The organism is Rummeliibacillus sp. JY-2-4R (genome assembly GCF_053847205.1).
In genome coordinates this window covers 1,083,456-1,099,434 of record NZ_CM132623.1, presented here as the reverse complement: position 1 = coordinate 1,099,434, position 15,979 = coordinate 1,083,456, and the positions used below count along the sequence as shown (strand labels likewise).

Genomic DNA, 15,979 nt, shown 5'->3' with positions numbered 1-15,979 from the left:
CCTTACCTTTCACAAGATTTATATTACACTATGTTAATTTCCCTGTCAACAGTATGTTAGATTTTCTTACATGTTATTCTAATTCTATTAAAAAAGCCCGTAAACATTAAGTTTACGAGCCTTTTTTATTTCTTTTTAAATAATTAAATAGAATTTTTTTGTAAATTCTGAACAGCATTTAGTATTGCATACTTCACATGTTCATATGTTAATCCACCTTGTACATAAGCGGTATACGGAGGACGAATAGGGCCATCCGCAGACAATTCTATACTTGCACCTTGTACAAATGTTCCTGCAGCCATAATCACGTTATCTTCATAACCTGGCATCGGTGCAGGTTGTGGTGCAAAGTGAGCATTTACAGGTGAATTCAATTGGATTGACTGGCAGAATTGAATCATTTGTTCAGGCGTTTTAAAAGATACTGATTGAATCAGATCTGTTCGCTTTGCATCATATCGTGGCGATGGTGTCATCCCTACTTCTTCTAAAATTGCTGCTGTGAAAATTGCACCTTTCAAAGCTTGAGCAACAACATGTGGTGATAAGAAGAATCCTTGATACATATCTGGCAGTGCACTTAGAGATGGGCCAGCTTCTGCACCAATCCCCGGAGATGTCATACGGTATGCACATTGCTCAACATATTTTGCTTTTCCGGCAATATACCCTCCTACTTTTGCAAGACCTCCACCAGGGTTTTTAATTAATGAACCTGCCATTAAATCGGCACCTAATTCTGTCGGCTCCACTGCATCAACAAATTCACCGTAGCAATTGTCTACAAAAATAATGGCATCTTCTTTTATTGCACGGATATTTTTTATCATTTCTGCGATTTGCTCTATTGTAAACGATGGTCTAGTGGCATATCCCTTTGATCGTTGTATCGCAATCACTTTTGTTTTTTCTGAAACTTTATCTTTCACAGAATCCCAATCAATATATTGATCATTTAGTAAATCAATATGTTGGTAGCCAATATTAAAATCTTTTAAAGAACCTGTATCTCGATCACCACCGTCAACAATTGACTGAAGTGTATCATATGGTCGTCCTGTTATATACATGAGTTCATCTCCCGGTCGTAAAACACCGAAAAGACTGATTGTAATTGCATGTGTTCCCGAAATGATTTGTGGACGTACAATTGCTGCTTCTGCACCAAATGTTTCGGCATATACACGTTCTAAATTATCTCGCCCTTCATCATCATAACCATAACCCGTAGATGGATAAAAGTGACTTTCACTTACATGGTTATTTCGAAAGGCTGAAAGTACTTTTTGTTGGTTGTAAAACGCCATTTCATCTGCTCTTTCAAAATAAGGCTTCACTTTTCCCTCTATTTTTTTGGCTAAGGCCAATGTTTCTTCTGTTAAGTTGGACATATATGCCATTTCTATCGACTCCATTTCTAAATTAAAACCAATTTTAATCTTATCAATTCTTTCTTATTCGTCAACTATTCGATATTTTTTTACAAGCAATTCCATGCAAAAAAGACGATTCACTATTGGAATCGTCTTTTTTGCATGTTTGACTTGGAATTAGAATTGTAATTCGCCTTCCCAAGCACTCATGCCACCTTCCATATTTGTCACATCATAGCCTAGACCATCTAAGTATGAGCATGCACTAAAGCTTCTACCACCTGCATGACATACGAAAATATATGGAGTTTCCTTATCTAATTCAGCAATTCTCTCAGGAATCTGTCCTAGTGGTATATGAATTGCTCCTGGAATAATTCCATTTGCTACTTCTGCGTCTTCACGGACATCAACAATATGTAAATCTTCGTTTGCATCTAATTTGTTTAATACTTCTTCGGGTGTAATTGTTTTCATTTTTGTTTCCTCCATCTTCTCTATCTATTACATAGTATATAGTTGATTTTGAAAATGGGCTACTTTTTTAATATCAACCCAAAAATGAGTTGATTCTACATTAATCAAAATAGAATCAACTCATTTTTGGTAATACGACAAGATTAGAAAATATTTTCGGTTTTACTCGACTTCTTGTTGTATATCTACCGATTTTGAAGGGCAGAACGTGGATATAGCATGTTTGTAAATCATATGTTGCTTACCTTCTACTTCGAGTAGCACAGTAAAATTATCATATGAACGAATAGTCCCTTTTAATTGATAGCCATTTAATAAAAATACGGTAACGAAAATACCATTCTTTCGTAATTGGTTTAAATAAGTATCTTGTAAATTCATTGATTTCATGAAGATCCCCCTTAACCTCTTTAATAGTATTGTATATTCGATTTATCTAGCGCATTTCCTTTAATTTTGTAAAATTTTATCAATTATTTTTACTATACCCAATTGTGCATCAAACCATTCAATTTTCATTTTGTTTCGGAAATAAGTAAGCTGGCGTTTCGCATAACGCCGAGAATTTTGCTTCAACTCATCGATTGCTTCATCCAAAGTTAGAAGACCATCGAAGTACGAATACAGCTCTTTGTATCCTATAGCTTTAATGGATTGAACATCTCGGATTCCTTTATCGTATAAACCCTTTACTTCTTCTAATAATCCTTTTTCAATCATTAAATCAACACGTAGGTTAATTCGTTTATAAAGCATATCCCGATCCATATTTAACCCGATTATTCTATGATGATAGAGTGGTGTATCCCCGAGATGTTGAGAATCGTCCGATTTGTAAATATCACTATGTTCTGCCATTTCTAATGCACGAATAACGCGTCTAGTATTATTCGGGTGTATATTAGCAGCAGTTTTCGGGTCAACATTTGCAAGTTTAGCGTGCATAGCTTCAGGACCTATCTCAGCCAATTCTTTATAATAGGCTTGGCGTATACCTTCATCAATCTTCTCTTCAGTAAAACGAAAATCATATAATACTGCTTGAATGTAAAGACCCGTTCCTCCCACTATAATGGGTAGTTTTCCCTTATCCTTAATTTCTGCAATTTTGGCACGAACTAATTGTTGATAATCCGCAACTGAGAAAGATTCTGTCGGTTCTTTTATATCTAGTAAGTGGTGGGGAATTCCTTCCATTTCTTCTGGTGTAATTTTTGCTGTACCAATATTCAACTCTTTATACACTTGCATAGAATCGCCATTAATAATTTCACCATTCATCGTCTTAGCAAGCTCTATACTTAGTGCAGTTTTTCCTACAGCTGTAGGTCCAACTATTGCAATCACATCTAATTCTTGTTGTGTCATTCTTCTTTCTCCAACCATTTTATTATCGTTTGAAACACTTGCTCTTTCTTGATTTCGTTTAAAATTTCATGTCGCATACCGTAAAAAATCTGTACCGTTACATCATGAAAACCATATTTTTGGAACTGATTTGCGACTTTCCAAATTCCTTTTGTATAACTTCCAACTGGGTCATCTGAACCACTGATCAATAAGATTGGCAAATCTTTACGAATTTTATTCACTTGTTTAGACTTCGATAAATTTATAATACCTTGTAAAAAATCTACATAAAGCTGATTGGTTGAAATAAAACCGCATTCATCATCATCTAAGTATTTTTGGACTTCTTTTGCATCAGAAGTGAGCCAATCAAATTTAGTTTTTGGTTTTTCGATTTTATGATTAAAACGCCCAAAAGTAAGTATATTGAGAATGTTACTTTTTTTCTCCTTGCCTTCCAATTTTACAAGTATTTTAGCTAAATTCAAGCCAGCAACATGTGCTAAGCTAGTAGATCCTGTTCCACAATAAATTACCTTACCTAATTCGATACTATATAATTCACTGTATCTTCTTGCAATAAAAGACCCCAAACTATGACCGAATAAAATCATTGGTGATAATTGACGATTTTGGCGTACATAATTTGTTACTTGCTTAACATCATCTACCACTTTATCAAAACCGTGATGTTCACCGAAATACCCTTTTGTCGAATGGTTAAGTTTAGCAGTTCGGCCATGTCCTCTATGATCATGCATTGACACCAAGTACCCAACATGTCGTAAGCTTTCTGCAAAAGTAAAATAACGTTCTTGATGTTCTGCCATACCATGTAAAATATGAATATGTCCTATAGGATTTTTCGATGGTTCAAATACCGTAACAGAAAGCTTGTAGCCATCACCTGTGGCTAACGTCAGATATTCTCTATTCACTTACTTCCTCCTTATAAAAGCGTGAAGCATCATAAATAAGTTCTTCTAGTTCATTTTGATATTGTTGTTTTTCTACATATGTGTATTGCAAATAATCACTCATATATTGAACTACTTTATCTTTGTATTTTTTTACGCTATCAATATCAAAGAACATTTTGGAAGAGCGTCGGACAAAGAAATCTGATGGAGTATAGGCCATTTCGTATTGAATAGCATAAAGTAACTGTGCATGTAATGCTAGAGGTAATTGTTGATTTTCTCGCAAATCCAATGTTGAAATAATACGATAGACATCATCAATATTTGTACCATAAAGATGTACTAATTGATATGCTTCATCCCTCGTTAGACCATAGGTAGTACCTTCTTTTGCTTTGTACTGTAGATACGATTCGAAGTTTTGTGGATTTAAGTCTTTTGCTCCAGATAATGATAAAGAGGCAGTGATACATGGACCAGCCTTTTTAAACTTTTGTTGTGAGATAATTTGATCTACAACGTTCTCAGCCATTTTACGATATCCGGTTAATTTACCACCTGCAATTGTTAATAATCCTGTTTTTGATTGCCATATTTCGTCCTTTCTTGAAATTTCCGAAGGGTCTTTTCCCTCTTCAAAAATAAGTGGACGTAGACCTGCCCAGCAAGATTCAACGTTTTCACGTGAAACTTTAATGTTCGGAAACATAAAATGGATTGCTTCAATTAAATAGTCTATATCTTCATCTTTTGCAAATGGTTTTTGCGGGTCTGCATCATAAAAAGTATCAGTCGTTCCAACATATGTTTTGCCATCTCGAGGAATCGCAAATACCATACGATTATCCTTGGTATCAAAATAGATTGATTGTTTTAAAGGGAATCGTGATTGGTCGATCACAATATGAACACCTTTTGTTAATCTTAATTTCTTATTATTTGATATTTTGTCTTTTTGCCGTAATTGGTCAACCCAAGGACCAGTTGCATTTACTACTGTTGTTGCTTGTAAGAACCACTTTTTTTGGGTAATTTGGTCACGGACAATAGCACCTACAATCTTCTTACCTTCATATTCAAACTCTTCTACTTTCGCATAGTTTAAACATATTGCTCCTAATTCGACAGCTTTCTTTATTACTTCTACTGTTAAACGTGCATCATCTGTCCTGTACTCAACATAATAGCCACTACTTTTAAGATCATCGGTCTTAAGTAACGGTTCTTTTTTTATTGTCTCTTCTCTATTTAACATAAATCGTCTCTCTGATTTTTTTACATGAGCTAATTTGTCATAAACTTTTAATCCGAGCGATGTTGTAAAAGAACCTAATGCACCACCTTTATAAATAGGGAGTAACATCCATTCTGGTTTAGTTATATGCACACCGTTTTCATACACGATTTCCCTTTCACTACCTGTTTCTTTTACGACATCAAGTTGAAGTTGCTTTAAGTATCGTAATCCCCCATGTACTAATTTAGTGGAGCGACTTGATGTTCCACTGGCGAAGTCTTGCATTTCCACTAATGCTACGGATAACCCCCTAGATACAGCATCTAAAGCAATACCGGCACCTGTAATCCCCCCACCTACAACTAATACATCAAATGAATATTGATTTAAAGTATCGATTACTTGCTCTCTTTTAGTACTTGAAAACATATAAATCCTCCATTCGTGAAAGTGACTACATTACATAACACGCTTAAACATTTTCTCGATTTCATATGTTCTAAAATGAACTATTACCGGCCTACCATGTGGACAAGTAAATGGGTTAACTCTTGTTTTTAAATCTTTTAATAATTGTTCCATTTGGGATTGATCTAAATAGTGATTTGCTTTTATGGATCGTTTACAACTCATCATGATGGCCGCTGATTCACGTAACTTCTTTATATCCGTTTTACGTTCTTTTAATACCTGTTCAATTAATTCTTCAATAATTTCATTTTCAAAATCCTTTGGAAACCACGTTGGATATTCACGTATAACAAAAGAATTTTGACCAAATTCTTCAAGAAATACACCTACTTCTTCTAAAGCTTGAGCATTTTCTCGTAATTGTAACGCTTCGTCTGCAGAATAGTGGAATGTTAGAGGAAATAATAATGATTGACGTTCCGAAGCATCTACTTCTCCTACTTTGTCTTTAAAGTATTCATATTTTATACGTTCTTGCGCTGCATGTTGGTCAATCAAATAAAAACCATCTGCACTTTGTGCAACAATATATGTGCCATGAATTTGTCCAACTACTTCCAACTCTGGAAATGGTTCTTGCGGTGTTTCTGTTGGTACAATTTCTTCTTGAACGTCCTCTTCATCTTCCCAAATATCCTCTTCAATTGTTTTTTGCGAATTCAATACTTGTGATTGTTTGATGGATTCCCAATTCTCTCCTACTGCAAATCCCTTCGAAGGCACCGGCTCTTCTTGTAATAATTGATCTTTAAACCGTTGGGAAACTTCTTCATCTATCGTATTTGCATCAACATTGCTGGGTTTTTCTTCCATTTTAGGTTTTTCATTGAATTGTGGCATATTAGTTGTGTTGTAATTAATGGTTTTCCAAAAATTAATTTGTTCCGATGATGGCGGTGTTTTTTTCTTTTTCTGTGCAATTTCTGGTGCTTGCATCGAATTACGAATTGCTTTATGCAAAGATTCTTCGATTAATTTCATTAAATCGTCCTCTTTGCTAAGGCGAATTTGTTGCTTCGCTGGATGCACATTTACATCAGTCAAGAATGGATCGCCTTCTACATGAATTACTGATATTGGAAATCTTCCTATTGGTAAGAATGTATGATATGCATCAATTATCGCTTTTTGAATTGTATAGTGTCGTACCCAGCGACCATTTACAAATATGGAAATGTAATTTTTGGAAGCTCTCGTGATTTCCGGTATTGTAGCATATCCTGATATCTTATAGTCTTTTGACTCGCCTTCAAAATGAACCATTTTCTTGGCATTTGCCACTCCATATATTGCTGCAAGCACTTGACGTAAATCTCCTCGACCATTGGTTTGAAGTAATTCATGATCATGGTGTGTCAATTTAAAAGCTATATTCGGATAACATAATGCAAGTCGATTCATCAAGTCAATTGTATGACCAAGTTCTGTTTGAATTGTTTTCATATACTTCAAGCGTGCTGGTGTATTGAAAAACAACTGAGAAACTGTAATATCCGTACCTTTACGAAGAGAACCTGGTTTCTTTTCAGTGACATGCCCCCCCTCAAGGTGCACTTCGATTCCACTTTCACCATTAGAAGTGATTAAATCCACTTTCGATACAGAGGCGATACTTGCTAATGCTTCGCCTCGGAATCCAAGGGTGCGAATACGGAATAAGTCGTGCTCATTATTAATTTTACTTGTAGCATGTCTTTGGAATGATATCAGCGCATCCTCTTCATCCATTCCACATCCATTATCAATAATTTGGATGGATGTCATCCCTGCTTCTTCTAATACCACTTCAATTGAGGTACTGCCTGCATCAATGGCATTTTCAACTAATTCTTTTACTACAGAGGAAGGGCGTTCCACCACTTCTCCTGCAGCAATTTTATTGGATAAAAATTCATCCATTATATGAATATGCCCCATTTAAGGCACCTCCTATTTTGTTAATAAAGTGAACTTCAATCAGTGACATTTTCCGACGTACAGGATGTACTAGTGCCAACGTTGCGATTGTCGTGGCGTTTTTAATTGGCACCTCTGATTGTTAGTCCCGTTCGTACTGTCGATTGGTTCCACTAAACCTCTGCTATCGAATCGGTAAGTTTCACTATATCTCACCAATCGAGCTTTTAAGTTCAGTTATCCCAACCGCTGTTTCTTTGAATGTTCTAAAGCCTTGCAGTTGACTCTTACTGCCCGTTAATGCGGGATAATGTTTGTTGCAATGAATAAACAAGTTGTAATGCATCCATTGGTGTTGTTCCAGATACATTTAGTGTTTTCAACTTTTCTAGTACTTCTTTTTCAATTGGTGAGATATTTGGCTCAACTACTTCTTTTGCAACAGACCCTTCCTCTTCAAATAAAGAAAGTTGAGTTGTAGGCTCTTCTTGAACAGTAGTTACCATTTGCGGAAATTCTTCAACCGGTGATTGTTCAATAGGAACTTCAGTTGTTACATTTGTTTTTTGTCGTAATGTCGGCTCAATATCGTTTGCTTCAAATTCAGTAAGTAAAACTCGTGCTCGTTCAATGATTGGCTTTGGAAGTTCCGCTAATTCTGCTACATGAATTCCATAACTTTTGTCTGCAGGTCCTTTTTTAACCTTGTGCAAGAAGACCACTTTACCATCTTGTTCAGTTGCCGATACATGAACATTTTGCAGACGCTCCAATTCATTTTCTAAAATCGTAAGTTCATGGTAATGTGTAGAAAATAATGTATTAGCTCCAATTGTATTATGGATATATTCCATCATTGATTGGGCTAAAGCCATCCCATCATATGTTGAAGTTCCCCGACCAATTTCATCGAATAACAATAAGCTATTAGCAGTAGCATTAGTAATAGCATGCTGAGATTCTAACATCTCGACCATAAAAGTACTTTGACCACCTGCTAAATCATCCGCTGCTCCAATGCGAGTGAAAATTTGATCAGTAATTGGAAGCTCAGCTTCATCTGCTGGAACATAACAACCCATTTGAGCCATGACAGTGATTAATGCTACTTGTCTCATATACGTACTTTTACCAGACATATTAGGCCCTGTAATCAGCATCATGTTTTGATTTGTATCTAAAATACAATCATTTGGTACATACAATTGCTTATTCATCATTTTTTCAACTACTGGATGACGACCATTCACTATTTTAAGAGAACGCCCCTCATGGAAAGTTGGTTTAATAAAGTGATATTTTTCTGTCACTACTGCAAAACTTGTGAAAACGTCTAGTTCACTAATGTCAGAAGCTAAAGCTTGTACTCTAGGAATAAATTGTTTTAAATGCTCTCTGATTTCTGTAAATAATTGATATTCAAGTTCTAAACTTTCTTCCTCAGCGTTCAGAATAATTGCTTCTTTTTCTTTTAACTCTTCAGTAATATAACGTTCTGCATTTGCTAATGTTTGCTTACGTTCATATCGCGTAAGGTCTACCGATTGAATATTCGATTTAGTCACTTCGATATAATAACCAAAGATTCGATTATAACCGATTTTCAAATTTTTAATTCCTGTAACTTCTCGCTCTTTTTGTTCTAGTTGTGCAATCCAATCTTTTCCGTTTCGAGATGCATAGCGTAATTGATCTAGCTTTTCATTAAATCCTTCACGAATAACATCGCCTTCTTTAATAGAAATTGGAGGATGATCTGTTATCGCATCGCTTAAATAACTTTCCACATCTGCACATAAATCAAGTGCTTCACCAAGAGGTATTAAATGCTCTTTTCCTGAATTGATTAGTTGAGCTTTGATGTCAGGTACTTGTCTTAAGGATTCTCGTAATTGTGCAAGATCTCGACCACCAACATTTCCAAATGCGACACGTCCTGCTAACCGCTCTAAATCATAAACTTTTTTTAATAGCTCTTGTAGTTCAGCTCGTACAAAATAATCTTCTAATAAATCTGTTACGATACTTAATCTTTTCTCAATTGATTTTCTGCTCGCTAAAGGTTGATGAATCCATTGTTTTAATTTACGGCCACCCATCGCTGTAGCCGTTTCATCTAGAAGCCATAATAATGTTCCTTTTTGGTCTCCGCCTCGCAGCGATTGAATAAGCTCTAAATTTCGCTTTGAATTGGTATCAATGTTCAAATAGTTTTTAATTTCATGATAAGTAAATGGTTGAATATGAGATAATGAACGCATTTGAGTCCGTTCAATATAATGTAATAAAATACGACAAGCCTCATGTAATTCTCCTGGCACTTCTACCAAATAATTCGAGCTCTCTTCTGCCATTCCCTCATTTTCAAGTGACAATACAATTGAATAATTTTGAGCAAGCTCATGTAATTCTGAATATAGATCATCTTTTACAACAATTTCGCGAATATCGAATGCTTGTAACTGTTGAATTAAATCCTTATTGTCACCAACAACAAATGTCGTAGTTGACTCTCCAGTAGATAAATCTAAATAACTAAAGGCAAACTTCGAGTCTGTAAGTTTTGTGCTTGCAGCAATGAAATGATTGGATTTTCCTTCAATTGATTTACCTTCCAAAATAGTTCCGGGTGTAATTAGTTGAATGACTTCACGTTTAACGACACCTTTAGCAACTTTGGGATCTTCAGTTTGCTCGCAAATTGCTACTTTATATCCTTTTTGAACAAGTGTTTCAATATAGTTTTGTGCAGAATGATGTGGTACGCCACACATTGGAATACGCTCTTTCATCCCAGCATCTCTGCTAGTTAATGTTATTTCTAATATTTGTGATGCTTTTAAAGCATCATCAAAGAACATTTCATAAAAATCCCCTAAACGGAAAAATAAAAAAGCATCTTGATATTCTGCTTTTACTTGTAAATATTGTTGAATCATTGGTGTGTAAGCCATTTTATTACCTCTCCTGTGTCGCGATATCTTATCTTTATTATAACAAAACAATGTCGAAAAATCGTTTCATACTAATTTACGAAAAAGTATCAATACTTGCTAATTTTGATTTATTTTTGAGTAATTGCACAGAATATAAGGAAAACAGAAAAATGAAGTCGAATTCAAATACCCAAAAAATCAATTCTAAAAAATAATATTTTCAATGTAATCCTTTTCATAATTCTATTAGTCCATTAAAATAGATAATGCACGAAATATTTTTTCTGTTAATATTATTAGTGTAGAAAAAAATTTTATTTACTATTGATGTGTTATATAAAGGAGATTAATTTGCAATGTCAAAAATGTCTTATTATCTAGGCGTTGATATAGGAACAACTAATACAAAAGCTGTATTATTTGGTGGAAATGGACAAGTTATTAGCATGCACCATGCTGGTTATCCATTATATAGTCCTATTCCTAGTGTTGCTGAACAGAATCCAGAGGAAATTTTAGTTGCTGTTAAAGAAGCAATTCGAGTAGCCATGCAAAAAAGCGATATTGATCCAAATGATTTAAAACTTGTGTCTTTTAGTGCTGCAATGCATAGTGTAATTGCTATTGATAAAAACGGCAAACCCTTAACGAACTGTATCACATGGGCGGATACCCGTGCTACAGAATGGGCAGATAAAATCAAGAAAGAACTAAACGGTCATGAAATCTATAGACGTACTGGAACACCTATTCATCCCATGTCCCCATTATGTAAAATTACTTGGTTACGACACGAAAAGTCAGAAATCTTCAATCAAACTTATAAATTTATCAGTATGAAAGAGTATGTATTCCATAACTTTTTCGGCCGCTACATCGTAGATCATTCTATTGCATCTGCAACAGGTATGTTCAATCTTGCAAATTGTGAATGGGATGAAGATGCTTTAGAAGTTGCTGGTATTACCGCTGAGCAATTATCCGAATTGGTTCCTACCACTTATCATTTAGAAGGTTTAAAACAAAGCATCTCAGAAGAAATTGGTATTCCTTCACATATTCCATTCGTCATTGGTGCAAATGATGGTGTACTTTCCAATCTTGGTGTCAACGCAATCGATCCAGGTGTAGTAGCCATAACAATCGGTACAAGTGGAGCTATTCGAACTGTTACAGATCACCCCGTTACAGATCCTAAGGGGCGAATTTTCTGTTATGTTTTAACAGATAAGCATTGGGTAGTTGGAGGGCCTGTCAATAATGGTGGAATGACCTTTAGATGGGTACGTGATGAATTAGCAGCGAGTGAAGTTGAAACGGCAAAACGCTTAGGAATTGATCCATATGATGTATTAACTAAAATTGCTTCAAATGTAAAACCAGGATCTGATGGTTTGATATTCCATCCGTATTTAGCTGGAGAACGCGCACCACTCTGGAATGCAAACGCGCGAGGTTCATTTTTTGGCTTAGGGTTACATCACAAAAAAGAACACATGATTCGTGCTGTATTAGAGGGCGTCATTTTCAATTTATATACTGTCTTTATCGCCTTACAAGAAGTAATCGGTATTCCAAATAAAATTCAAGCAACAGGTGGTTTTGCAAGATCGGATCTTTGGCGTCAAATGATGGCAGACATTTTTGATCAAGAAGTGTCTGTTCCTGAAAGTTTTGAAAGTTCTTGTTTAGGAGCAATTGTGCTCGGCATGTATGCATTAGGTGAAATCGATGACTTTTCTATTGTTTCTGAATGGGTTGGATCTACTCATGTTCATAACCCAATTCCAGAAAATGTTGAGGTTTATGTAGAATTAATCCCTATTTTCATCCGAATTTCACGAATACTTGAACAAGAATATCATGACATTACAAAATTCCAAGAAAAATGGGTTAAATAATTTAACTCCATTTACATGTAAAATAATAGAACACAATAAAGCCATAGGGTCATAAATTAGACCCTATGGCTTATTTATTTTGATAATTTAGGAATGTAAAATGATTCTTTTTTTACGCATTTCTGTGAAGCTATAAATCAATAAAATACAAACTGCAAGAAAAGCTGTAACATAATACATATCGCTATAACCCATTTGCCCTGCAACAACTCCAAGCATTACAGCTCCTAATGCCTGTCCTAAATCCATAAAACTAAGTGCCATAGCATTGGCAGTCGCCTGTTTGTTAATATCCACTTGACTTACAGCCCATGCCTGAAATGTTGGTTGCATTACACCATATGCAACTCCATAAAAAACTGCAGCAATAATTAACCCGGAAACAGACTTCATATTTGCTAATAAAACCAGCCCTATGATACAGAAAATTGCTGATGGATATAGTAAGTATTGATGACCTTTTGAATCATAAATACGTCCAGAAAAAGGACGTGTCAATACAAGCATTATTACTAAAACGCCAAAGAATAAAGAACTTTTCGGTCCAATTCCTACAGTTTTGCCTAAACCATCTAAAAAGTTAACAATCCCAGCAAATGTGAGATAAAAAACCATAACTAAAAAGCAAGGAATAAACGCTCTTTTATCAAAAGCAGAATTAATGATAGAAAGCTTTTCTTTATCCCTATTCTTAGAAGGAGACGGTCTTTTTTGAGCAATCCAAAAACTTGCTATGAAAATCATTACCATGATGCTTATGGAAAATGTTAATAGGAGTTTGAAGGGGAAAGAATTTAATATATTTATTGCTATCATAGGGCCTAACGTAGTTCCTATACTAGTTGCCATTCCAAAAAAACCAATTCCTTCTCCTAAACGTGCTTGAGGAATATTATTTGTGGTAAATGTTGCAAATATTGTTGAAGCGAACCCAAAAGAAATTCCTTGAATAACTCGTAATATGAGAAAAAACCATATGGAAGTTGTAAAGAAACAACAACTAATCGCGATAAATGCCGTAATGATTGTAATCCAAAGTAACTTTTTCATCGATATTTTTTCTAATAGTATTCCTACAAAAGGTCGTGAAAAAACTGCTGCCATCATAAAAGCCGTAGTCATTAATCCGCCGTTTGTAGGGTTACTTGTTATCTTCGTTATATAAACAGGAAATCCCCCTAGCAGAGATTGCATTCCAAGAAAAAATAAAAACGTCAAGGTAATTGTTAAAATATATTGGCTTGACCATAATTTTTCTTTTGTTTTGTTCAAATAAAACCCACCTTGCATATTAATATTTTACGAATTTAATCGTATGTAATGTATGAAAGAAATGCTTTAGTCCAACAATGTTGTGCTAAGCAGTCTAAAAAGCGACAATATTTATTATAACTTTTTTAGTCAAGAATGAAAATAATTTTTTATTTTAGTTTTATGAACGAAAATTTTTTTAATATTACAATAAAAAAATCCAGTTATCTAAATTTTAGATAACTGGCCGAATTATATAATCCTATTTTTTCTCTACAGCATGTCCACCAAATTCGTTGCGTAATGCTGCTACTACTTTACCTGTAAATGTATCATCTTCTAATGAACGATAACGTGTCATAAGAGCAAGCGTTATTACTGGTACTGGCGCTTGTAATTCAAGTGCAGTTTCAACTGTCCATTTCCCTTCTCCTGAAGAATGCATAATACCTTTAATATCATCTAGTTTTGGGTCTTTAGAAAAGGCATTTTGAGTTAATTCCATTAACCAAGAACGGATTACAGATCCATGATTCCACATTTCAGCAACTTTTTCATAGTCGTAATCAAATGGGCTTTTTTCTAATACTTCAAAACCTTCTGCAATTGCTTGCATCATCCCATATTCTATTCCGTTATGAATCATTTTCAAGAAATGTCCGCTACCAGATTTCCCTGCATATAAATAGCCTGAATTTACACATACATCTTTGATGAATGGTTCGATTACTTTAAATGCTTTTTCTTCCCCACCTATCATCATACATGCACCATTTAATGCACCTGAAGTACCCCCACTTGTACCAATATCCATAAAGGAAATACCTTTTTGTTTCAACTCTTCAGCAAATCGAATAGCTTCTTTGTAATGAGAGTTTCCTCCATCGATTAAGATATCACCTTCAACGAGCATTTCTTTTAATTGTTCAATTGTACTTACTGTGATTTCTCCAGCTGGTACCATTAACCAAATCACACGTGGCGTTGGTAACGCAGCAACTAAACCGCTTAAAGAATCAAAAGTTTGACCACCATTTGTTGAGAAATTTCTAACTGCTTCAGAATTTACATCAAATGCAAATACTGTATGTTGGTGTTTCATTAAATTCATTCCAAGATTGAAACCCATTTTTCCTAAACCAACTAACCCAATATTCATAAAAAACGCTCCTTTTTGTTTTGCTTGCTTTGATACCATTATACTAAAAATATTTTCTTTTTTATATACATATAGAGAAAAATTTTTTCTTTCTATTCATTATGGTATACTATCGATACGATTATTGTTAGAAAGGAAGCCATTTAATGTCTCATAATACGATTAAAAAAATTTATTCACTTTATCCTCGTCTAAGTGAAAAAGAAAAGAAAATTGCAGATTATATTCAAGAAAATCCTTCAAACATTATTAATAAAACGATCAATGAAGTTTCTGCCGATTTAAATATTGCTGACGCTACTGTTTTCAGATTTTGTAAGCGCTTAGGTTTTAAAGGCTATCAAGCAATGAAGATTGCACTAGCTTCTGAAGCCGTTTCGCCTATTAAGCAAATTCATGAAGAAATTTCAGAAGAAGATGATTCAAAAACATTGTTTGAGAAGATTTTCAAATCGAATATCCAAACTCTTGAAAATACCATGCATATTTTGGATGAACCTTCCATTAATAAAGCCATTACATTGATGAATCACGCAAAGAGCATTTATTTTTATGGTACTGGCGGGTCCTCTGTCGTTGCCATGGACGCTTATCATAAATTTGTCCGTACAGGTGTAAAATGCTTTGCATTTATAGATTCCCATTTTCAATTAATGTCTGCTTCTCAACTTTCAAATGAAGATTTAGCTGTTGTGATTTCACACTCCGGCCGAAATCGTGATACATTACAAATTTCCAAAGTTGCGAAAGAAAACGGCGCCTCCATCCTAGCAATTACGGGATTTCCTAAATCTCCTATTAGTCAAATTGCAGATGTTGCCCTTTATACTAGTTCAGAAGAAACAGAATATCGTTCAGAAGCACTGTCATCAAGAATCGGTCAACTAAGTATTATTGATGCACTATATGTCAATACGATGGTCCAACATAAAGAAGAAGCAAATCATACACTTGAAAAAATACGACACGCCATTTCTAAAACACGTGTATAAAATAATAGGAGAA

At 34.7% G+C, this 15,979-nt stretch carries 12 protein-coding genes; 2 read left to right on the top strand and 10 right to left on the bottom strand.

Features of this window, described 5'->3' with window-relative positions; genetic code table 11:
* Positions 1–143: 143 nt before the first annotated feature.
* From ACWV26_RS05090 to mutS, 8 genes are all read right to left on the bottom strand, one after another.
* Complete coding sequence (locus ACWV26_RS05090; RefSeq protein WP_455897290.1) at positions 144–1,403, bottom strand: methionine gamma-lyase family protein; 1,260 nt, start codon at positions 1,401–1,403, stop codon at positions 144–146.
* 150 nt (positions 1,404–1,553) lie between these two features.
* On the bottom strand, positions 1,554–1,853 hold the full coding sequence (locus ACWV26_RS05085) for a rhodanese-like domain-containing protein (RefSeq protein ID WP_455897289.1): 300 nt from the start codon (positions 1,851–1,853) through the stop codon (positions 1,554–1,556).
* 162 nt (positions 1,854–2,015) lie between these two features.
* Positions 2,016–2,243 carry an RNA chaperone Hfq gene (gene hfq / locus ACWV26_RS05080; RefSeq protein ID WP_455897288.1) on the bottom strand — a complete coding sequence of 76 codons (228 nt, stop codon included), beginning with the start codon at positions 2,241–2,243 and terminating at the stop codon, positions 2,016–2,018.
* 60 nt (positions 2,244–2,303) lie between these two features.
* Entirely contained in the window at positions 2,304–3,221 is a 918-nt protein-coding gene (miaA, locus tag ACWV26_RS05075; protein WP_455897287.1) for a tRNA (adenosine(37)-N6)-dimethylallyltransferase MiaA, read from the bottom strand.
* A complete protein-coding gene (locus tag ACWV26_RS05070; RefSeq protein ID WP_455897286.1) occupies positions 3,218–4,141 on the bottom strand; it encodes an alpha/beta fold hydrolase in 924 nt (307 codons plus the stop codon). The genes miaA and ACWV26_RS05070 overlap by 4 nt, the downstream gene beginning before the upstream one ends.
* Positions 4,134–5,789, bottom strand: coding sequence for a glycerol-3-phosphate dehydrogenase/oxidase (locus ACWV26_RS05065; protein ID WP_455897285.1), 1,656 nt, complete (start codon positions 5,787–5,789; stop codon positions 4,134–4,136). The genes ACWV26_RS05070 and ACWV26_RS05065 overlap by 8 nt, the downstream gene beginning before the upstream one ends.
* Before the next feature lie 30 nt (positions 5,790–5,819).
* Complete coding sequence (gene mutL / locus ACWV26_RS05060) at positions 5,820–7,748, bottom strand: DNA mismatch repair endonuclease MutL (protein WP_455897284.1); 1,929 nt, start codon at positions 7,746–7,748, stop codon at positions 5,820–5,822.
* 266 nt (positions 7,749–8,014) lie between these two features.
* Complete coding sequence (gene mutS / locus ACWV26_RS05055; protein WP_455897283.1) at positions 8,015–10,681, bottom strand: DNA mismatch repair protein MutS; 2,667 nt, start codon at positions 10,679–10,681, stop codon at positions 8,015–8,017.
* A gap of 338 nt (positions 10,682–11,019) precedes the next feature.
* On the opposite strand from mutS, the gene gntK reads away from it, so the two are divergent.
* Complete coding sequence (gntK, locus tag ACWV26_RS05050) at positions 11,020–12,564, top strand: gluconokinase (protein WP_455897282.1); 1,545 nt, start codon at positions 11,020–11,022, stop codon at positions 12,562–12,564.
* A gap of 87 nt (positions 12,565–12,651) precedes the next feature.
* Here the strand turns inward: gntK and ACWV26_RS05045 are convergent, their stop codons facing one another.
* Together ACWV26_RS05045 and gnd are read right to left on the bottom strand one after the other, a co-directional pair.
* Positions 12,652–13,836 carry an MFS transporter gene (locus tag ACWV26_RS05045; RefSeq protein WP_455897281.1) on the bottom strand — a complete coding sequence of 395 codons (1,185 nt, stop codon included), beginning with the start codon at positions 13,834–13,836 and terminating at the stop codon, positions 12,652–12,654.
* Positions 13,837–14,077: 241 nt separating this feature from the next.
* Positions 14,078–14,974 carry a phosphogluconate dehydrogenase (NAD(+)-dependent, decarboxylating) gene (gene gnd / locus ACWV26_RS05040; protein WP_455897280.1) on the bottom strand — a complete coding sequence of 299 codons (897 nt, stop codon included), beginning with the start codon at positions 14,972–14,974 and terminating at the stop codon, positions 14,078–14,080.
* Between the two features lie 146 nt (positions 14,975–15,120).
* Here gnd and ACWV26_RS05035 point away from each other — a divergent pair, with 146 nt between their 5' ends.
* Complete coding sequence (locus ACWV26_RS05035; RefSeq protein WP_455897279.1) at positions 15,121–15,966, top strand: MurR/RpiR family transcriptional regulator; 846 nt, start codon at positions 15,121–15,123, stop codon at positions 15,964–15,966.
* Positions 15,967–15,979 lie beyond the last annotated feature (13 nt).